The organism is secondary endosymbiont of Heteropsylla cubana, from assembly GCF_000287355.1.
In the GTDB taxonomy this organism is placed as follows: Bacteria; Pseudomonadota; Gammaproteobacteria; order Enterobacterales; family Enterobacteriaceae.
Map to the genome: position 1 here is coordinate 480,068 of NC_018420.1, position 23,418 is coordinate 503,485.

The following is a 23,418-nucleotide window of genomic DNA, read 5'->3' on the forward strand; positions in this document are numbered from 1 at the left end:
GTTTATTCTTGTTTTATGCTGCTATATGTATTTATACCTATATTTATAAAGGAAATTTAATGTTTAAAATTGCAAAACGTACTAGTATAGGTGCGCTGTTGCTAATGTTTTTCCCATTATTATTCATAGTTACTAGATGGCATTGGACGCCAGAAAACAATTACTGTTGGTTAAAATGGATGTACTTTTTGACACAAACTGTAACTCCCCCTTGGGGAACTATTACTACTTTAGTATTTATTAGCTGGTTTCTCTGGTCTTTACATTATCAGATTAAGTCTACTTTTAGACTACTGTTGATATTAATTATTATGTTATTCATTGGACAAGGTATAAAATTTTTTATTAAGTTGTATGTTAAAGAACCAAGACCTTATGTGATTTGGTTAGAAAAAAATAAGGTAATAAGCAAGGAAGCATTTTATAAGATGCCTCGTAAAATTTGTAATTCTTCGGTAAACTGGAATTTTAAAGAAAAGAAGATTCCGAAATGGTTAGTAATTTATTGGAAGTCCGAAACTCATTTTTCTTTTCCGTCTGGACATACGATTTTCTCATCCAATTTAGTATTATTGGCTGCAGGTTTGCTTTGGCCACGTCAGTATAAGGTATCTACTATCGCACTAATGAGCTGGGCTAATGGAGTGATGTTTAGCCGTTTAATGCTTGGTATGCACTGGCCTTTAGATCTTCTCATGAGTGTTATCCTTAGTTGGTTAATCGTTACCATAGGATGTTGGTTTATCCAAAATTGAATTTATCTTCTAATCTAAAATATTTTTTATTACTTAAACTTTTACGTGATTTTATTTTTACAAGATTATCTTTATGTCAAAGTGTAAGACTTTATGTTAAAAGTATAGAATAATAAATTGATTTACTAAATAAAAACAGTTTCTCAAGCAATGTGATTTTTAATAAATTTAGAAGTTATTGTGTTTTTTATATGTTGGATATAGATGAGATAATGTCTACATGATGTAGACATCCGATGGAATACTTAAATTTAGATATCAAATGTTTTATTATTACATATTAGTTGTTCGAAATTTATATTGAGTCTACTTTTAATATGATAGTAATTCTACCAAGAAAATTAAATTATTTTTTAGAAAATGACACAAATTTTAAATTGACATTAAAATGTGTTTGTAATGAAAGTGTGTATTTGAATATTCCTATAAAAAAAGAAGGAGGTGTGATTTTGATTAAAATGCTATGATAAATATAATTATTAATAAACATTAGCATATGAATTCTAGTATTATTTTAATAATTAAAAATAGTTGATATAGTTAGTAACTAAACAATTAAACCTTGTTTAAAATTTTATATTAGATTGATATATACATTTAATAATAACATAAAAATAATAAAGTTTATCATAATTTTACAATATTTGTTAAGTGAATTCATATTCATCAAAATATATGTTTCTTGATTTGTATAATTTTGATAAGATCCATTAACTCGCACCTAGAAAAGGTGTTGTTTAAAAAAGTTGTATTGTGAATATAGTATAAAGTTATTTTAAAGACGCAGCCCCTAAAAGGGGCTGGTAATTATAATGATGAAAGCATGGATATATTTTATAGCTATTAGATTAAATAAAATAGACTAAATTACTTATCGTTATTTCTATCGTATATTTTTTTTGAGTAAACATTATTTGGGTAAACATGCAAATTGATTTTCAGGATTTTCTGTTATGTTTCCTTGTTCAATAAGAGCTTGTTCGATCGTATGTTGTAGTAAACGAATTCTTTGTTCCATATTTGCTGCATAGTCTCGAGTTTTTAATCGTTCTTGTGCTAATTCGTTGCAGATATTTAGGGCGGCAATGAAAACAAGTTGTTCTATATTAGTTACTCTAGTTTTTTCTTTTAAATCTTGCAGGCGTTGATTAAGATCTTTTGCGGCTTGATTCAAGGCTTCTTTTTGTTCGGGGGGGCAATTGATTCTAAATATACGACCAAAAATTTGAATATCTACCGGTTGTGCGGACATGTGACCACCTTTTTATCTTTTATTGCTCTATTTCTGACCGTCTATATCAGTATAATATAAAGGTGGTGAGAAGAGTGCATCAAATTCTTAAAAAAAATAGATGGAATTCACAGTTTTATTATGACTTTGGTTTAGACAAGTGTATATTTTTTCATATTAGCATTATTTTATTTATCTAACGTTTGAAAAATGTTAGATAAATATGTTTTTTTATATAAAATATTTCACTTAACTAGCTTATTAATCAAGACCGTTTTCTATAAAATTAAAATTTATTTTATAAATAAGTTATGTTGTATAAAAAAATAGACAAGTTTTTTTTATAAATAGATTTTATAGTAATTAATACTATAAGACATCTGTTGATTGATTTTTTAAAAAATTTTAAATACTTTTACAAGTATAGCATTCAAAGAGTTATTTGTGTATTATGCGTCGATTGACTTGAGTGATTTTTTTTATTCAAAGGGAGATGCAATAGAACGACACAAAATTTATTAATTAACTCTAAATAGAACAATTAATATTTTTTATTGTAAGCGTTCTTAGTATTAGTAACTTTTCGAATTGTATTCGTATTAATAATCATTAATTTTGCACTATATCTTATGATGCATGGTTTTTTTTATCCATATTTTTATAAAAATAGCATGATATTATAATTTTATATAAACTGATGGATATAGGTGAGATTTTTTTTATTTAACAATATTATCTAAATTTTAAGCAAATTTAAATTATTAACACATATATTTTTTATTAAATGTGTTCGACATATTCACATCAACGAACCATAAGCTAGATTAGGATATAAAATTTTAATCAATAATCTTATTTTTTTTAGATTACAATTTAAGTTGATTTTTGGTGCTATTATTATTTTAAATTAGAAAATTAATTTTTAAGATTCTTTAATAAAAATTATCAATATTATTGTGTACATTTTTTTTAGTTTTTATAGAATTTTCTATCATTTATCGTTAAAGTTAATGTAATCTTTATAATTATTTTAATCCAACTACAATTTTTATTAAGAGGTGTATCTTGTTATGTTGTTTAGAAGAACAGTAAAATGGATCAAATTGGTAAAAATGTTTTTATATGAAAGTGATAATTTTAGTTATTTATTATTAATACTATATTAATATTTATAGTTTCTTTTAGAAAGATACCATTATTTTTACGATTTAAAGAGAGAGTAGATATAAATATTAAGAGGACTTTAACTTATAAAATTTCTTATTAAGATTAGCTTGCTAATATAGTTAATTTTTAATTTTTATTTTTTAAGATATGCATTAAGACTTCATATGTTAACTGTAGATTAAAAAAAGAATAATTAAGAATGTGTATATAAAAATATATTTTATTGAGATTGTGTTAAAGGTTAGTTCAAAACAATTTTTATGAGAACTGACTTCTTGAATTAAATAATAATTAATATTATCTAAAAATCCTGTTTATGTATTGAGGTTGATTTTTAAAAATATTCTTTTTAAGAAATTAATTAGGAGCTGTACTAATTTTTTTCAAAAATATGATTTACATATAAGTAATAATTAAAAAGGATATCAAGTAATAGAAATAATGTTTTTAAAAAATTTTAACACAAGTGATTAAAGCTTTTAAAGTTTGACTTGATTCAATTAATTGTTTTTTTTACTTTGTAAAGTATTTTGAAAGTTTAAAAAAAACTATTTATTTGATCGTATATTTAAACTTAATTAACACATTTTTAGATAGATTACTAGAATTATGAGTTTTTTTTAATTTTTGAAATTTGATCGATAAATTGAGTTAAAAATTAAACAATGTTTATTAGCAAAATTAATAGAATTAAAGAGAGTAAAATAAAATGGAAAAATGGGTAACAGGTCACTTAATAGAGATAAAACATTGGACAGAAAATCTATTTACTCTTATTGTTCAAGCGCCTATCGATCCGTTTATTGCTGGGCAATTTGCTAAGCTTGGATTGGAAATCCAAGGTCAAAGGATTCAACGTGCTTATTCCTACGTAAATGCTCCAAATAATAATAATTTAGAATTTTATTTAGTTAGTGTACCGAACGGTAAATTAAGTCCACTTTTACATCTTCTCAAGTCAGGCGATACTTTAATAATTACTAAACAAGCAAGAGGTTCTTTTGTATTAGATCAGATCCCACCTTCTTGTAAATATTTATGGATGTTAGCAACAGGTACCGCTTTAGGTCCCTATTTATCTATCCTTCAACATGGTGAAGAATTAACGAAATTCACTAAAATTATATTAGTACATGCAGTCCGATTTGCTAAGGATATGAGTTATTTACCAAAAATGATTGACCTTGTCCATATTTTTGGTGGAAAACTAAAGATACAAACAATAGTTAGTAGGGAGTCTAGTTTAGGGTCGCTAACTGGAAGGATTCCTGCGCTTATAGCTGATGGTTCCTTAGAGGCTGCTGTGGGTGTAAAATTGAATGTTAAAGATACTCACGTTATGTTATGCGGAAATCCTTGCATGGTACGAGAAACACAACAAGTTCTTCAAGAAAAATTGGGCATGTGTAAACATTTTAAAGAAAAACCTGGGAACATTTTTAGTGAAAATTATTGGTAATAGATATTTTTCTTAAAGGTAGTTGTTCTTTAGAGTTACACTATTTTAGTAATTTAGTAACCAAGGAAGAAAAGTTTTTTATAAGAAATTTTAAGTATTGTTTTATATATAGCACAAAAAAAACAATTTTAGCTCTTATTAAAGTTGGATTTATCATTTTATTTTTAAATATAAATAATGAATTTTTAAAAACAATATAAATATAATCGAATATGAAAGTTTTTCATTTACAGTCTTTTTTTTAAATAATTATTAATGAGAAGACCATTCTAATAAGATTAGTATTTATATGCTATAAATTTATTCAATAAATTTAATCGTTAAAACTTATTATTTGTCTTTAGTTGATTTAATCAACTTAAAAATAGTTTTTTTTAGTTGTTAAGAAGTAGATTTTTAATTACCTTTAGATAGCAAATAGAGATAAGGAATTTTTTTTATTTTTTTTGCTATTAAGGTATGATCCATAAATCGACAGAAATTTACAATATCTTGATTAGTGGAAGGGTCGTCGGAAATTATCAGTAAAGTTTGACCGGTATCCATAAGTCGAACGATTTTACGGAGAATCATGAGGGGTTCTGGACATCGGAGGCCGCGAGCATCAAAAGTTTTATCTGCAGTAGTAAAAAAATCACACATAAAGGTTCTTTAATATAATAATTAAACTAATTTTTTTATTTATATTTATTGATATAACTAATACAATAACAATTGTATAAAAGTGTTTTTTATTGTAAATACATACATCAAAATTAATGATTTTTTATTAAAAAGATTAGATATTTTAAATAGGTTTGTTGTATTGAATGACTATCTTAATTAACTTGATTTGACTCATTAAGATTGAATACATGTTAGTAATTAAGATGCTTTTATATTTTTTTTAAAAATTATTTTATAATTAAAATTATTTATAACAGTTAAATATTTTTTTTAACATATTTATCTATTTTCTTGATATTCTATTTTTGAGTTTTTAATTAAGTTGTTTTTAACAATTAATATTACTTTTATATGTCATAGAGAAAAATGTAGCAATTATTCTATCTAATATATTGGTTGTTATATAGTTGTTTGTTACAAAATTTTCAGTTATCTTTCTTTCTTATTTAGTAAATTAGATTCTTTAGAGAAAGTAAGTTTTCAAGATTGGCGATGTTATTGCTTGGTAAGCAAAAAAAATAATTAACTTTAACTAATCTTAATAGTTTTTAACTATATATTTAATATTAGTCGCTTTCAGGAAGCGTTATTTTACTTAAATTGTGCAAATAAAAAAATAATACAGTATTTTTTACGTTAATTAAAAATATTTCACTAAATTTTTAATTATTTATCAATATCGTATATTTTAACATAACTTTAGTGGATTTAACATATTTAATAAACTTTATAACAAAGATACAAATCTAAAGATATGTTTTATAGGAAAACTTGATATGATTGCATTTAAATACTTAAGCGCTTAAAATATGGTTCCTATGATTATATTTTTTTATAAAGATTTTAATTTTTAAATTATTTGTTTTTATTATTAATAATGTGTCTTGTTTAATGTTGGTTTCATTAGCAGAGTAAGATTGTTGTTTATATTTCTTATTTTATTTGAGGTGTTAAAATAAAATTATTTTACAAAAAAAGTAGGCATATATCTTAATTTTATTATAAAAAAAACAATATAAAAATAAATTGCTCTAATTTATAGAGGTTTTAAAACTAATCTGTTTAGACCGTTAAGATGTTATCCGAAGGATTATGTATTTTCATGTTCATCGCATCTAGCGAATATTGAATTCATTTATATTAATTAGTCTCTTTATAGAGATATTTTAAAGATTTAGTTGCATTGCCTTAAAAAGCGTAATCTTAATCATATTTAATATAGAAGAAATTATTTTTTAAAACAATTATTTATCTTACAAGATGAAAGAGTGTTGTGAGGATATAAATTAGATAAACATTATTATTTATAGAATAAATATTTTACTTTAAATTATGTTTTTTAAAAAGATAATATTCATCATTATTTAGTAACATTAATTAATTAATTAATGTTATGCAAAAAAAAGATAACAGACTTTATATTAATAAAATTAATTAGTATTAAGTTTATAATAATTAATAAAATTTATTGATTTTTTTGTCATATCATGTTTGTCGAGTATAAATTAGTTAGAAAAATAAGTTTAATTTGCTACAAGTATAAAATTTTAGTAAAATCAACTCTTTTATATTTAGAAATTTTTTATTTTTTTTTAATTAATTTATAAGGTCTCTTTGAGAATATAGTAAGTTTCATTTCACATGTTGAGAACATTATTATGCTGACTATTAATGCTGCTCTCCGTAGAGAGAAAGGAAAAGGTGCTAGTCGCCGTCTTCGTCTTATAAATAGATGTCCAGCTATTGTTTATGGTGGTAACACAGATCCAATTGCTATTGAATTAGATCATGATGAAATTTTGAACGAACAACAAAAAAAAAGTTTTTACGTTGAGAAGTTAATTCTCATTATTAACAATAAAGAAAATACTGTAAAAGTACAATTTATTCAACGTCATCCATTTAAACCAAAGGTGCTGCATATTGATTTTATTCGAACCTAAAAGGCACTATTATTTAGAAATTTATTCTAAAATGTTTTTTTATAAAAGATTAAGGTTTTTTAATTGATGAGAGGGCTTTAAGTATAGGGAAGTTTTTTAAAAAAAACCCCATATATATTTTATAAAAAAATAACTATTGAAAAGTAATTTAGTCAAACTGTTTATTGTAGCCAGTCGATCATTTAATTTTTAAAACATACCATGATTAGTTACAGATATTCATTTTATAATAAACATTACAAGTATTACTACTATTACATGTTTTTATAAAAAACATTAATACTGTTGTTGAGGCGCGTTAACAGTTGTAAGATGTTAAAATACGCTATTTAAAAATTGATGTTATATAAATAAATATTTTTTTTGATAAATGGTAATAAAAAAATTTATGAAGTTTTGGTAACTTTTAAACAGTAATGAAAGTTTTATTTGCTTAGCTGTAATCTAAAATATCTAATATTTTAGATAAATAATTTATACTTATATATTTTATTATTGCAAAGATTTTATCTTTTAAAACTAGGGTTGTTAGTTTTATAAAAAACATTGATCCCATAAATTTACTTCTTTATGGTCAAATTTTTTATGCGCGATCATACGTTATCTTATGTATAAAAAATTATTTATTTTTACAGTGTAAAATTTTTTTATTAAAACAATGATTTTTTGTACAATGTCGATTGTAACTAAGATAGTTATTTTCATTAGATTTCAGTTTTACAACAAATGAAAATATTTAATTGTCTTAATTGGCTTTTTTACTATAGTTTTTATATTTTAATTATTCTAATCAATCTTTTGATCAAATCATTTCTCTGAATCAAAAAACTTTATTAGCTTTTTTAACTATAAAATTGGGTTCAGAAACAATGTTATACTAATTCAAAAAGATAAAAATATATAAATTAAAATTCAAATTTTGATTTATCTTAAACAAGGAAGTGTAATATATATAGATTCAAAAAATATTTTATATAGGAATCTTTTGTTCTAACTTAATCGTTTAGAATTTATATACTACTTTAAATATAAATATATTGAACGTGATAAGATTTGTTGATAATTATCAAAAAATTTTTATTAACAGTATTTTTTTTGATAAAAAATTTATTGTTTTTTTTAAAATACAAAGAATATGTCTATATCTTTATTAAGTTGTTGATATAAGAATATTATATTTACTTCATTGTATTACTTAGATACTTAACCTACTAAAAACTGAATAATGTAGTTTTATTAAAAATTTTGAACATGCTTTCAATTAAACAACAATTTTTTTTGGAACCTAGATTTAACAACATAGGGCTGGGTTCTTTGAATAATAAAAGTTAGCATAAATAATGTAGACACCAAAGCTACTTACTTAACATGCTTTGCTATTTATATTTAATATGTTTACTTGCTTCTCAGCAGAATTTAAAGAAATTTGGTAGATCTACTTTGTTTTCTTAATTTTAAGTTAGATCTTGTTACTATATTTTGTTTTCGTTATTACCATTAATAATAAATGTTTATCAAAGTTGTTAACTAGTTACATTAGTTTGCTATTATTTACTAACATGACGTGATTTTTCCGATAAAGTAAATTTTTTTTGACAATTAATGCTACAGCAACCTAAATACTCTTTAAGACAAGAAAGGCATTGAATAAATAAACGGTTACAAAACTGATTACGACAATTTGTATGACTATCATAGGGGGTGTTACACTGATAGCAGTGTGCAATAACGTCTGACGTTATTCGTTCTCCTAAACGTTCATCAAAAACAAAAATTTTGCCAATAAACTTTGTTGGTAATTTTTTCTTCCTTATACTATGTATATAGTTAATTATTCCACCGTCTATTTGATAAATATATTTAAACCCATTATATAACATCCATGAGCTAGCTTTTTCACAGCGGATTCCCCCGGTGCAGTATATTACTATTTTTTTGTCTTTGTGATTTCTTAACATTTGTACAGCTGTAGGTAACTGTTGTCGGAATGTGTCAGAAGGGATTTCTATAGCTTGGAAGAAATGTCCTACTTCATATTCATAATGATTTCGTATATCAACAAATAGAGTATTTGGATCGTCTGACATCGTATTTACTTCTTCTGCATCTAGATACACTCCAACTTTTTTCGGATTAAAAGTAAAATTATTAATTCCGTCAGCAACGATACGTGATCGTACTTTCATGCGTAAGACCCAAAAAGATTTACCATTATCATCTAAAGCAACATTCATCCGTATTTTGTCTAGATCTGGATGTGCTTCATATACCGTTTTGCACATATTGTTGAAGTAATGTTTAGGCACACTTATTTGTGCATTGATACCTTCATGCGCGATGTAAACACGACCAAAAATGTTTAATGAAATAAATTTCTGATAAAGTATGTCGCGAAATTTTTTTGGATTAGATAAATTAAAATAGCGATAGAAAGAAACGGTTGTTCGTGGATGATTTTCCGCCAACATTTGCATCCGTAATTCTTTATTTGAAATTTGATTATATAATAAAGACATGTTATAAATCCAAGTTAACAAGGAAATGATGAATAGTATTATTCAATTTAAAAATTTATTTCTTAAAAATTAAGTGTTATGGTTGATCAGTTTAAGTATCTTATTTATTTTTTTTTGAAATTTTTAGGATTAATTTTAATTGTTTAGTATAAGTTGTGTGATTTTTTTTAAATTAACTTTTTAGTCATCATACTTGCATAAGACTAATATTGCTTATAGTTTTTCTATTTTATAATAAAAAAAAATTAAAAATAAAATATTATTTTTAATTTTAATAAAACTTGATGAGGAGAATTATATTTTAAGTGATTGATTGATAAGTATATAAAATTATATAGAGAGATAATACTTATAAAGTTTACGTGTAACCTACACTTTAATTTTAAATAGCTTTGTTGTAAAGTTTTAATAATGAATTTTATTTTAAAAATTAATTGTTAGTTTTAATTGAAAATAAGTGATTTTTATATTTAATCTATCTGAATTTGAACTTAGATACTAAGATTAACTAGTAATTAGCAACTAAGAAGGAATAAGATTTTCAAAGAAATAAATCTTATTAGAGTTTTTAAAATAATTAAATTTGTTTTTATACGCTTAATATAGAGCATGTTATGTTTTAATAAAACTAACTATATTATATCTATTTATATTTGATTATGTTGTTATTTCCTCTACAAGAAAGTCAGTGCGACGACCAATCTATTCTATAAGGTTTTTAAAGATTAATGTAATTGTTTTAATTTTAGCGTTTAAATATAGTAGTCGAAATTTTTATAGGTTATTTTTATGATATAATATTAATTGTCAAGATTTTTATCTTGAACTTATTAAAATTGTACGTTTTTTTGCATCAACGAAATGTATCCTATGAGTTTCATTGAATTCGTAAAACACTACTCTTCAATCAGAAACTCTTTATATTCTTTTATCATATGCTTCATATGGCATGTCAAGGTTTTAATATCGTTTTCAGTCCTCAGATATAGTTATTAAATAATATTATATGCATTAAGTATTTTCTTCTATATTGGATTTATGCTTCTACATTCTTAGTAAGTTTATATTTCATGTATATATGTTTTTTCTCTATGAGAATTTTTATGTGATAAAAGTGTGAAATATAAAAAAGTAAATATTGGTTTTTTTATTTTATTTCTTGTTGGTTAACAAAAAAATTTTAAATTGTTACTAAAGGTTAAATTATTTAAATCACGAAAATACAAAAAAAGATAAATATAAGAAATTTGTTTAAGTATTATGACGTTTTTAATAGTTGTTTTTTATAAAATGAAATTATTTTTAAAATAAGTAAAAATATATATAAATAATTAAATATTGTTAATTTTTCAGAAAAAATATCCTATGTTCTTGAACGAACAACACGTCTGCTAAAAGCAAGACGTGATGCGTTTTATTTGATTATTGAACGCGCAAAATACGATTAGTATTAGTGCTTCCAATCATTTCCATCATGTCACCTTGCGTGATAATTACAAGATCTCCCGATACAAGAAATCCCTTATCTCTCAAAAAATTAGTAGCTTGAGTTGCTGCTTTTAGGCCTTCACTATCACTATTAAAATAAACAGGAGTGACTCCGCGATATAATGAAGTTAGATTTAAAGCATGTTCGTTTCTTGAAAGGGCAAAGATCGGTAGAGCCGAACTGATGCGCGACATGATAAGTGCGGTATTGCCTGATTCTGTCATTGAAATAATAGCTGTGATACCTTTTAGATGATTAGCAACATACATCGCTGACATAGCGATACCTTCTTTAATGCTGTCAAATGTTTTATTTAGTCGATGTTTAGATATATTAATACTAGAAATCTTTTCTGCTCCTAGACACACGTTAGCCATGGCGGAAACTGTTTCTACAGGGTAACGTCCCGCGGCAGTTTCAGCGGAAAGCATGACCGCATCGGTACCATCAAGCACCGCATTAGCAACATCCATAACCTCTGCTCGTGTTGGCATCGGATTAGTGATCATTGATTCCATCATTTGTGTGGCAGTGATTACTGCGCGATTAAGTGTACGAGCGCGGCGAATTAATTTTTTTTGAACCCCTACTAATTCTGGATCCCCAATTTCAACTCCTAAATCACCTCGGGCCACCATGATCGCATCCGAGGCAAGGATAATGGCATCTATTATTTCGTTGTTAGCGACAGCTTCTGCACGTTCTATTTTTGAGATAATTTTAGCATGACTACCCGCATTACGAGCTAGATGTTTAGCATATTTTAAATCCTCGCTGGTCCGTGGAAAAGATACGGCTAGGTAATCAACCCCAATTTGTGCAGCAGTTATAATGTCATCTTTATCTTTTTCAGTTAATGCTTGAGCTGACAATCCGCCTCCAAGCTTGTTTATTCCTTTATTATTAGATAAAAACCCGCCTATTTTTACTTCGGTGTAAATTTTTGTAGTTTGTATCTTCCGAACCTTGAGATGTATACGACCATCATCGAGAAGTAGAATGTCACCTGGTAAAACATCATTGGATAAGCTTTTATAATCAATACCTACTTTTTCTTTATCTCCTTGACCAGGAGCAAGTGATGAATCTAGCAAGAACGTTTGACCAACATTCAGTAAAACACTTCCTTCATAGAATGTTGAGATTCGGATCTTCGGTCCCTGTAGATCCCCGAGTATTGCGACGTGCTTTCCGAGTCGGGATGCAATTTCACGCACTGATTGTGCTCGAAGAAGATGATTTTTAGCGCTTCCGTGTGAAAAGTTAATACGTAAAACATTAGCACCAGCAACGATTACTTTTTCGAGGTTATCATCATGGTCTGTAGCAGGACCTAGGGTTATGACAATTTTAGTTCTTCTTAGCCGTTTGGACATAGATAACTCCGTTAACCTAGGAAATAGTATTTTTTCTAAAAAAAGTGCTCGGGTTTGTGATTGTTTTTAATAAATGTCTATGATTAGGGTAATCCTTATTTTACAAGCTCTCTATATGAAGTTTATTACTTTAGAAGACACGAAAGTTTTTCTTTCTGTTTAAAGTAATAACGCTTTAATTGAATGTGATTAAAATATGAAGCTTATATTATATTTTTATATGATTTGAAGGAGATGATATTAGAGTTATTCACAATTTTGTAGTACGTGTGTTTTTCTAAAAGATTAATTTTCTCGTTAAGAAAAACAGTTTTCGGATTAATCAATCTATAGTTTCTGTTTTTTTTCTTTATGAAAATTAAGAGTTAAATTAAAAAAGATGAGATTTAGTTTAATTAACGAGATAATATTAATTATGGTTATATCACTTTTCTTCACGTTATTAAAAAAGAAGAGTTTTTATTTTTATTTATTATAAATAAGAAAATAGTGTTACTATATTACATAAATTAAAAGTCATATATTTTATGTATTTTGAAAATGTCTTTTTATTTAAAGAAAAAGAATATTAAATTAAAATCATTTATTACCTAATTTATTTTTTTTATATTTTAAAAATTAATATTTTATTAAATAAATTATTAGTTTTAATTGTTGTTATGGTGATTTTTAATTTATAGTTATTATATCATTAGTAATCAAATTTTATTGATAATATTTTGGCGTTAATCAGATATTAATTAGGTGTTTTATCAATCACTTTAATCGTAACTCTTACATTAATTTTTTTTAATGTAACGTTACTATGATTTTCTTATTACATTGTAGGGTGGTATATAAATTAAAAAATAATATAATCAGTTATCGTTGTAAATCGTTTTTTTATGCTTTCTGATGTCAGTTAAGCGCGATATCTTTTTGTTTTTGAGGGTGTTTTTTTTAATTTCTTTATTGTGTAGAAGTTTTGCATTTTTATTTCTTATTAATAAGAAATAATATTGATTTAATATCAATAAATATTGGTTAGATATAGTTTATAGATTATTTTTTATATAATAATAATATATAAAGATTATAATTTTAAATTATATGAAAAAATTACTTCTAATAAATAATATATAAATATAGTTAATGTTCTGTATTACATCTATATTTTAATATTTTATATATGTGTATCTTTTATTTGAGATAAAAACTTGCATATTTGCGATATTTTTTTTATTTTTTTTATTTAATCAATTTAATTTTTTTAGATTCAAAGTTTGATTATGTTAAAAACATGTTTTAGAAGAAATGCTTTACATTTAGAAGAGAAAGATCTCATATAAAAGTATATAAATATTTATTTATACTAAAAAAACTGATTAAGAGTTAATTAGATTAATAAACTATAAAAATATTTAGGTCTGGTTATCATTCTAGTTATTAGAATTTTTCTGGTGTGTGAATTTTCAAGGAATTTATCTATATGTATGTAACTCTATAATGAAAATTACTAAAATTTATGTTAAGAGTAAATATATATAAAGTATGATTTTTTTTGTTATAGAAAATTTCTAATCGTTCGAGAAAAAACAGAAGAAACACTATTTTTTAATAAATCTAGGTGCGTTGTTTTAAAGGACTTAATTATTGATATTTATCAAGATAAATTAACTTTAAATAAGTCCAGCTTGTTTTCTAGTTTAGGTAAACTAATTTATTTTTTTTTGATTAAATAGGTAATTTTCATATGTTCCTCTGAAATTAATAATCTTTCCTGGTAAAATTTCAACAATTCTCGTGGCTAGTGAGTTAACAAATTTGCGATCATGAGAAACAAATAGCAATGTTCCTTGATATAGCTCGAGAGCTATATTTAACGATTCAATTGATTCCATATCAAGATGGTTAGTAGGCTCATCCATCACGATAATGTTTGGCTTTTGCATCATTAATTTACCAAATAACATTCGACCTTTTTCACCTCCAGATAAGACAGTTATTGACTTTTTAATGTCATTTTTACAAAATAATAGTTGGCCAAGTAGAGATCGGACTGTTTGTTCATCGTCAGATGTTTGTTTCCATTGATTCATCCATTCAAATACTGTGATATTTTTAATAAATTCAGCAGTATAATCTTGAGCGTAGTAACCAATACAGGCATTTTCAGACCATTTTATTTGCCCTTTTTGAAGCGGTAATTTACCGAGCAAGGTTCTTAATAAGGTAGTTTTTCCAATACCATTATTACCGATAATTGCTACTTTTTCTCCAGATTCTACTATCATGTTCACCTTCTCTATAACAGGAGAATCGTTGTTAAATCCACAAGATACTTGTTCTACTTTCACAGCATAGCGAAAGAGTTTTTTTTCTTGTTGAAAGCGAATAAATGGATGTTGTCGGCTAGATATTTGAATAGAGTCAAGTTTTATCTTATTAATCTGTCGGACTCGGGAAGTGGCTTGTCGAGATTTCGATGCATTTGCACTAAAACGTGCAATAAATGATTTTAATTCTGCGATTTGGGCCTTTTTTTTTGCATTATTTGCGATCAGATGTTCTCGTTCTTGTGTTGATGTGATGATATAACTATCATAGTTTCCTGGATAAACGGAGAGCTTTCCATAATCTAAATCTGCTATATGTGTGCAGACTGTATTAAGAAAATGGCGGTCATGGGAAATAATAATCATTGTGCTATTACGTGCATTTAGTTCTTCTTCTAACCAGTGGATAGTATGAATATCTAAATTGTTAGTTGGTTCATCTAACAGAAGAATATCTGGATCAGAAAATAGCGCTTGCGCGAGTAGTACGCGAAGTTTCCAGCCTGGTGCTACTTCGTTCATCAGCCCATAATGCTTATCTAAGGAGATTCCGAGTCCTAGTAATAATTCACCTGCACGCGCTTCCGCGGTATACCCATTCATTTCATCATATAGTAGTTCTAAATCCGCTATTCGGTAGCCTTGTTGTTCAGAGATTTCGGTCAAGGAATAAAGGTGATCGCGTTCTTTTTTAATATCCCAAAGTTCTACGTGACCCATAATAACAGTATCTAGTACTCTATTTTTTTCAAAAGAAAATTGATCTTGTCTTAGTTTACCAAGACGTTTGTTAGGGTAGACGCTTACATTACCTGAAGTGGGAATTAAATCTCCTCCTAAAATTTTCATTAATGTAGATTTGCCACATCCATTCGCACCGATAAGACCATAACGATATCCATTGACAAACTTAACTGAAATATTTTCAAACAGTGGTTTGTTTCCAAATTGCATGGTGATGTTGTTACTGATAAGCAAAGGATAAACTCTTGAATTATAAAATTGAAGGTAGTCTTATTATGTCATAAATTTACATTTTTTTGAGGGGAGAGAGATATTTTTTTTACTATGTATTATTTTTAAGTAAATATTCCAAGAAGGAATTATAATTTAGACACGGATACTTATCAAGTATGTGAAAATAGTCTTTTGATATGGTAGTTAAAACTTAACTAAGTTCGGGGGAAAATGTGCATGATAAATAAATTATGTAAATTAATTAGATTATATAAATAATTTTATAAACATTTAGAAATCAATGGTGTATAAAAATATTTTATTTTTATAAAAATATCAATCTTTTTTAATTTTAGTTATTAACATAATTATACATGTTATAAACTTCGTACTTTTTAAACTATAATAAATTTAGCATTTTTAATCTATTATTTAAAAGTTATGATTTAAAACATAGATATTTTAGAGATTAGTAATAACATGTTTGACTATTTTAACTGTTTCAAATAAAGTTTATTTTGTTCACTAACTTTAAATAATGAAGTTTTTTAATCAATTATTTTTAAAGGTTCGATAAAATTTTAACCTTAACCGTAATATTAGTGTTTATATAATTAATTATACTCTTGCAACTAGTACGATCTCAAACATATAAGATAATTAAAGTTTATTACTTAGATTAGATTAATTCTATTAGTTGAATTTACAATAAAAGTAATTTTTAACAGATATAGCTTAATAAATTATTAGTTATTTATGATAAATAGAGATAGTTTTAATGCAACTTAGAATGAGTTTATGACTTGATGATAGATTTAGCATCAATGTTTAAATAAAAGTATATCTTTTAATTTTCCTTTTTAGGTTTTTAAAAAAACACATATTGACTGAATGTCAGGTCTATTTCTAACCATAAATCTAATAAAACAACTTTTAAAAAAATTAATAACTAATTTATAATTAGTAAGAAACGTTGTTTGTATCAGTGAAAGTTTTCCAAAAAAGATAAGAAAGAAAATTCTATTAATTATAAATACAAAGAGATACATAGTATTAAAAAACATATACTCAACCTAATGATTGTAGAATAAACATTATTTAAAATAAATAATTTTTGTAGTAGAAAAATTAATTACTAGATTTTTGCTCGAATAAATTGAATGTAATAAATTTTGAAAAAATGTTACATGGTTCAATGCATGAAATTAACCTTTTTAATATATTATTAATATAAAGTTAATATTTGCAAAAAGATTAAGTTTTGTTCAAAGTAGTATTGAATATGTAATTAAACTATTAATAAAAATCTAAGAATAAAAAAATAGAGCTTTAAATAATAGTAAGAGACTACCTCTATAATATGTATCTGTTTTTTATTAAAGCAATTATTTTTATTTAGATTCTCATGCCTAAAAAGTTTTTTTAACGTAGTTAAGATACGTTATCTAAGGTTTTTTTAAATTAAAGAATGAAACGTATGTTAATTAAATAAATTTTATTAAAATTAAAAAAAAGATCTGAAGTTTTTTGTCATGCTAGATACGATACAAATCGTAGATTTGTCAGTTAAAAAAAAGTATTTTTTATTATTTAATCGATTGTTGTCGTAACATGGCAACAGTGTGAACACTGTCTAGACATTTTTATGCGAGAAATGCATAAAATTAAAGTATTATTAAGTTTACGTTTGCATTTTTGTAGATTCGATCTAGATCTTTATTATACTTTACAATATTCCAGTTATGAAAATAATTTTTCAGTTCACAATTTTTAAAATATTAAAGAACAAGGAAGTGAACACGCATAATCTGTTTTGTTATTTTTAAGAACGATAAGATTATATCTGTTTTGTGCGGTGTTTCTCGAATATTAGTAATCAATAATAGTGTTCTTTTACTTTTTAAAAATATCATTAATACGATCGAAAAGATAAAATTATAAATATTAGTAATCAATATGTTGTTTAAATTATTTAGATGCGTTCTTAATATTAGATGACATTTTCTCTTCTATAATTACATGATTTAATCGTGTAATATTTTTTTGATTTTTTTTATTCCTTTCTATTGCATAAAAAATCTTTTAGAGCTAAATGAGGAGGGTTACGTTCTATTTCATATTCTAACTTTGGCACTATATCTGAGTATATAATTATTTCTGCATCAATAACATTAAAATGTTTTAGCGGATATCGATACTTTTTTTTATAAAAAATCTTCTTCAGTACAGAATTAGAGTTAGTTTGGGTTTAATTTTTTAAGAAACTGATAAGATATAATAGTATTACTCTGGAGTAATAAGAAGAGATTGATTTGATGGGGGTTAAACTGAGTAGTTTAATTATATTTTGTTATTTTATCTATTATTTTATATATTTGTAATTAGTTAAATAGTATTAATTTAACTTATATTCTTTCATATATTTTTTATATTTTAAAAAAATATTTGGTAGGTTTTTACTATTCTATAGTTTCATATGGTACTAATTTGCATTAGTAAAGTTCTTTCTTTCATGTTAATATGTGATCTTTGTTTATTACACAGTTAGAATGTAATTTAAATAGTTATTATATAAATCTATACTTTTATAGATAATTCATAGATTCACTATCATTAAAATAATATCCTTCTTAATAAGATTAAGATTTTTTTTAAATTTATCTCTAGAGAAGGACGCGTGATAATAAACAACAAAAAAATATTGTTTTCATAACTTTATTGGGTATAACTTATGAAGTTTTAAATAAGTGGTCGATATATTATTAATTGTTTTATTAGAAAGCATAAAGACGTTTAAACGAGATCATGAGATTCACTCTTTATTGTTGAGATATTTTATCATTAGCCTTTAAATTAATTTAAATATTTTTATTTATATTTTAAGCTAAATATTTTTTTTAATTAAAAATTTTGATTTAGTAATGTTTTTAAAAGAATATTCATTCTATTTTCATATTTATATATTAGTAACAAAAAAATTCTAATCGAGATAAAAATATTAATAAAATATAAATTTGTATGCTTAATACAAAAAGAATAAAGCCATGTGGTAATATGTATATATATTTGCAATAAATATCATTTAAGAGAGATAGAGAGCATGGTCTATTTTAATTTATAATTAAAAATTAATAAATAATATTAGTTATATGGATGTGTATAAAATAATAATTTAGTCATCATTAATTCTTTATTTAATATATTAAAGTGATCAAAAATCCGAGAGTGTTATCTAACACTATTGATAATGTTAATAACACCTATTAACGATTTAAAAAAACATATAATATTGATCTCTAATAAAATAACAATACTAATTAATCGTTATATACGTTATTCGTATAATTTATTTAATGTTAAACAATATTATATAATTAACTAATGTTTACGATAAAGCAAGATATCTGTAATTAATACTTAGGTCTTAAGATAGCTCTATACTTTGATTTATATTCTTAATTACGAAGAGGAGTATCTTTTTTATTTAAATGTGATAATCAACTGCTTGATTAGATAGTTATAATAAATCGTTAAGAAAATCATGCTTATAAATTATTAAATAGCATGTTCAATATGATTATTGCTGTTAATTAATCTTTGAAAATTAAGTGATTATTGTATGTGATCAAAAAGAGAAAAACGAAAATAGCATCATTCATTTATATAAAGATTAGAAAAACAGTTTTTTTCATTGCTACCGTCTCGATCGGATATCTCTCATAAGAGGACTATTAAAGTTGAAGATCTCACTTCAACACTTAATGTGTGGATTTTTTAGCCTTCTAATGCCATGGATAGACCGATTACAGTTAATATAAGTTTTATAGTATAAAAATAGCAAATTCAAAAAAAAAGAAGTTTGCATTTTTTTTCGAGAAATGGCTTGGTAGGGGTTTAGTTACTTAATCAGACAGAAGTTTTATGGAAACTTATTAATTAAATTTTATTAAAGTAGGTGCTAATTTTAGAAAATTTGTTTATTTAATCACGATTATTAATTTTCCAATACCTTGGATAAGGTTTCTTCTTTACTACTTGATAACCTTGATAAGCTAGCAAAAAAACCTCTTCATAATTTACGTGGTATTTTAGATTTTATTGTAGACTCATGATCTTATTAAAGTTAGATATCAGCGTTTACATTAGTCCTAAAAAATAAAAATTTGATTTTGATAAATTTTTTATGAATTTAGGAAAACTTTATTCAGGAAGACCTTTATCAAAGGTATAAATAAACTCGATAGTTATTAACCCTAAAGAATATTTTGTTTGTTTCGATAGATAGGTTTAAGTTTACACCAATGCTGCGTGTTGGTAAGTGGAATTATAGGGGATGGATAATAATATTCAAGAAGATAAATGTATAGCATGCGCCATATAATAAAACATGCACTATGTGATATAAAAAAAACAATATCGAATATATGGTAGTATAGAGTTGCTATAGGATTTATAATAAATGTTTTTAAAATATATGGTAGTGTTACCCGTTAATTTATTTAAATTGCAGGGTAGAACTTGTAATCATTATTTTTAATATTTAATAAAGAGCTTAAAATTACACTATTATTAAAAGTAGTATTGATTAATGTTTTTTTATAAAAATCATACGTTATGATTTATTTGATTAAAGATATTGTTAAGTTGATATCTGAAGTAAAATGATTACTCCCATTCTAGTTCATTTAGAAAAAAAATGATACTGACTTGGGGCCTAGCGATTAGCAATTAGTACAATAAATGTTTGATCAAGAATAAAAGTTTGACTGATGTTGCTCATTGGGTTGTTTCTGTTTTCAATGAGGATTAGTACTTATTTTGGTTAATGAAAATACTGAAGTTGTTTTTCAGGGTTTTACCGGGAAATAAGAACCTTGTGCTATGCATGAACATTGGGTTGCGGAATCCAAATAGTTAGTGTTATGACATAAGAAGAAGGTGACATAATCCATCTTGGTTTATCCTCGAGATGTTAATAACTAAAATTAAAAAAGATTTATATTTTTATAAAAATAAAATGTTTTTATACACTATTGATTTCTAAATGTTTATAAAATTATTTATATAATCTAATTAATTTATATAATGTATTTATCATACACACTTTTCCCCGAACTTAATTAAGTTTTAACCACCATATCAAAAGACTATTTTCACATACTTGATAAGTATCTGTGTCTAAATTATAATTCTTTCTTGGAAAATTTACCTAAAATAATACATAGTAAAAAATATACCCCCTCATAATTTAATATTATTGTTCAGAATGTAAAAATAACTAAGGCAACAACATCAGTTGTTTATGAGGCAGAAATGTTTTGTCAAGAATTCGATACTAGAATCGATTGATAAGCTGATATGGGCTTGTTATCTGAATTATAGTTGGGATGACTACTTGAGATATTTTGATTGTAAAAGCTAATTTTGATAAAAGAAGCATGTTTACGATTAGGCTAATTCTCCGGGAATTGTTGCTCAAAGAAAACATATAATTGGCGTTATTCATTGAAAGACTAACAAATCAGACCAGATAGATTATTTTATTCATAGTTTTGTATTTTGACTTATGAAAAGATAAAACAAATTAGTCATATCGGATTTATATAATCTAGCTGTATTGGTGTTGAAGGTAGCGTTATCTTTTAATAACATTTTATCGAGATTTTCAACTTATGAAAGAAGATTGGCAAAAAAAATATTATGATGTTTAATAAAATCGTTTGTAGTGCAGAAAAGAAAATTCTATCTCTTATCAAAGATTGCGTGATAAAACTAGTGGTTGCTTACATGGTTGGATCTCACTTTCAATGGAAAGACGAAGGGGCATGTTTATTTAATGATTATTAATTAGTAATACGGTAGATGAGACATTTAATACATTTGGAAAATCAGATGTTAAAGTAGTGGGAGATTTAACTGACACTAGTAAAGTTTTACTATAGTTTTATATCTTAAAAATGTTTTTATTAAACAATATAAAGATAAAAAATTGTTTAGTTAATAGTTAGAATTCTTTTAGATGATAATTTGTCTTTTTAGGTAATTGTTTTTTTAATATACTCATAGTTATTTGAAAACTCTAACAATAATTTAAATTCAAAAAAAGTATGATTTGACAATATTAAAAGATTAGACACAGAAAATTAGAAATAAGTTCAATATGTTTTAATGGCGCATGTAAGATTGTTGCATTGGATATTTTATGAATAAGGGGGAAGGTTTTTCTTTGTCTTTTTCTATATTTAGAGATGGAACAGATAGGCAAACTGTATGTAATATTTACTTGAATTTTGATTCCAAGAAGATTTGTCTATTTTTTTTGAACGAAAAAATAAAAAAAATAACTTAGAATTAATATATCATATCCCTATTATAAGAATATGTATTTAATCTTAGTTGTTTGACTAGATTAAAGATCTTCTTTTAAAAAAAAGATAAAGTTTATGATATATGTAGTAGTGCTATAAACAAAAATTTTATCTTAAAAAGTATATAGTAATTAAAGAGATCAACGGATAATAATCCATAATTGTACTAATTTTTGCTTTGCAAAAAAATATAACAATAAGTTTTTCATATTAATAAAGATTAATTATTAAAATTTAGATTTCATCTAAATATTTTTATTATTATTTTAATGTTTTTTTTACATTAATAATTATTAATTAAATATAAATTAGACCTCATCTAAATTTAGATAATTACTATGATTTTTAAAGTAAAATATGACAACTTATTTACACAACGTATAATTTTAAAAATATTTTTTTGTTTGAATATTCAACGAGATGTGTAATAGATTGATTTTTAAGTAGGTATTAATTTTGATCACATTGTTAATAAACATGATTTTATCCTGAAAAAATAAAAAAGAGATTATTTTATTTATTAAATTATTATTTTTAGTAGAAGTTAAATATGCTTTCAAGCAAAACTTTCAGAATTTTATAATTTTATAAACGAGAGTGGGGATCGTAGTCTTAGAAAATAGTGATTAAATTTTAATTAATGTAAGTGCTCGCATACATATAAAGGTTACTTGCGATATAGAAAGCAATCTATTCTTGATTTTTTTAATAAAGCGTTTTTTGTGTGTTCATTTCTTTTTTATAAAACTTTTAACAGTTTTATTATAATTTTTATATACTTATTTTCTGTAATAGTAAGTGTTTTATCTTAATCTATCTTTAATGTTTTATTTAAGTATTTATGCAAATGTTTAATTAAAACATTTAATTAAATTGATAATACAAACAATTAAATATTTTGAGAAAAAAATAAAAAGATATTTATATAATTCTCAGCATAAGATTATTAAAATAAAGTATAGATATAAAGTGGTAAAGTTGATAATCATAGGTGTTTAATTGTTTTTTATTTTTTTAGGTATTGATTCTTTCATTGACTTATCTTGTCTACAGATGCAATCTCATTTGTTATTATATTATGGATTAACTTATCTATTTATTTAAATTTTAAATTTATCACAAATCAGTAATATTATAATAGTAACATTAATTAACAGTAGCTATACAATGGGACTA

Annotated in this window: 9 protein-coding genes and 1 pseudogene; 4 read left to right on the forward strand and 6 right to left on the reverse strand. The window is 24.5% G+C overall.

What is annotated here, in order from left to right; translation table 11 throughout:
• Positions 1 to 59 precede the first annotated feature (59 nt).
• Positions 60 to 755: a phosphatidylglycerophosphatase B gene (gene pgpB / locus A35E_RS01200; RefSeq protein ID WP_014888856.1), complete on the forward strand. Its 696-nt coding sequence runs from the start codon at positions 60 to 62 to the stop codon at positions 753 to 755.
• 910 nt (positions 756 to 1,665) lie between these two features.
• On the opposite strand, the gene zapA is transcribed toward pgpB, so the two are convergent.
• A complete protein-coding gene (zapA, locus tag A35E_RS01205; protein WP_014888858.1) occupies positions 1,666 to 2,007 on the reverse strand; it encodes a cell division protein ZapA in 342 nt (113 codons plus the stop codon).
• 1,855 nt (positions 2,008 to 3,862) lie between these two features.
• Between zapA and fpr the strand changes: the two genes are divergently transcribed.
• Positions 3,863 to 4,612 carry a ferredoxin--NADP(+) reductase gene (gene fpr, locus A35E_RS01210; protein WP_014888859.1) on the forward strand — a complete coding sequence of 250 codons (750 nt, stop codon included), beginning with the start codon at positions 3,863 to 3,865 and terminating at the stop codon, positions 4,610 to 4,612.
• Positions 4,613 to 5,008: 396 nt separating this feature from the next.
• Here the strand turns inward: fpr and tusA are convergent, their stop codons facing one another.
• Entirely contained in the window at positions 5,009 to 5,254 is a 246-nt protein-coding gene (gene tusA, locus A35E_RS01215) for a sulfurtransferase TusA (protein ID WP_014888860.1), read from the reverse strand.
• Between the two features lie 1,682 nt (positions 5,255 to 6,936).
• On the opposite strand from tusA, the gene rplY reads away from it, so the two are divergent.
• Positions 6,937 to 7,221, forward strand: coding sequence for a 50S ribosomal protein L25 (gene rplY, locus A35E_RS01220; protein ID WP_014888861.1), 285 nt, complete (start codon positions 6,937 to 6,939; stop codon positions 7,219 to 7,221).
• A 1,547-nt stretch (positions 7,222 to 8,768) separates the two neighbouring features.
• Here rplY and trhO read toward each other — a convergent pair.
• The 4 genes and pseudogenes from trhO to A35E_RS03335 all read right to left on the reverse strand — a co-directional run bounded on the left by trhO (position 8,769) and on the right by A35E_RS03335 (position 17,829).
• On the reverse strand, positions 8,769 to 9,737 hold the full coding sequence (trhO, locus tag A35E_RS01225) for an oxygen-dependent tRNA uridine(34) hydroxylase TrhO (RefSeq protein WP_014888862.1): 969 nt from the start codon (positions 9,735 to 9,737) through the stop codon (positions 8,769 to 8,771).
• A 1,422-nt stretch (positions 9,738 to 11,159) separates the two neighbouring features.
• On the reverse strand, positions 11,160 to 12,602 hold the full coding sequence (pyk, locus tag A35E_RS01230) for a pyruvate kinase (RefSeq protein WP_014888863.1): 1,443 nt from the start codon (positions 12,600 to 12,602) through the stop codon (positions 11,160 to 11,162).
• Positions 12,603 to 14,296: 1,694 nt separating this feature from the next.
• Positions 14,297 to 15,895, reverse strand: coding sequence for an ABC-F family ATPase (locus A35E_RS01235; protein ID WP_014888864.1), 1,599 nt, complete (start codon positions 15,893 to 15,895; stop codon positions 14,297 to 14,299).
• 1,643 nt (positions 15,896 to 17,538) lie between these two features.
• A pseudogene (locus A35E_RS03335) lies at positions 17,539 to 17,829 on the reverse strand (hypothetical protein).
• Positions 17,830 to 21,574: 3,745 nt separating this feature from the next.
• Between A35E_RS03335 and A35E_RS03220 the strand changes: the two are divergent.
• The gene (locus tag A35E_RS03220; RefSeq protein ID WP_160142535.1) at positions 21,575 to 21,721 is read left to right on the forward strand and encodes a hypothetical protein; all 147 of its coding nucleotides are present in this window, start codon (positions 21,575 to 21,577) and stop codon (positions 21,719 to 21,721) included.
• The last annotated feature ends 1,697 nt before the right edge of the window (positions 21,722 to 23,418 follow it).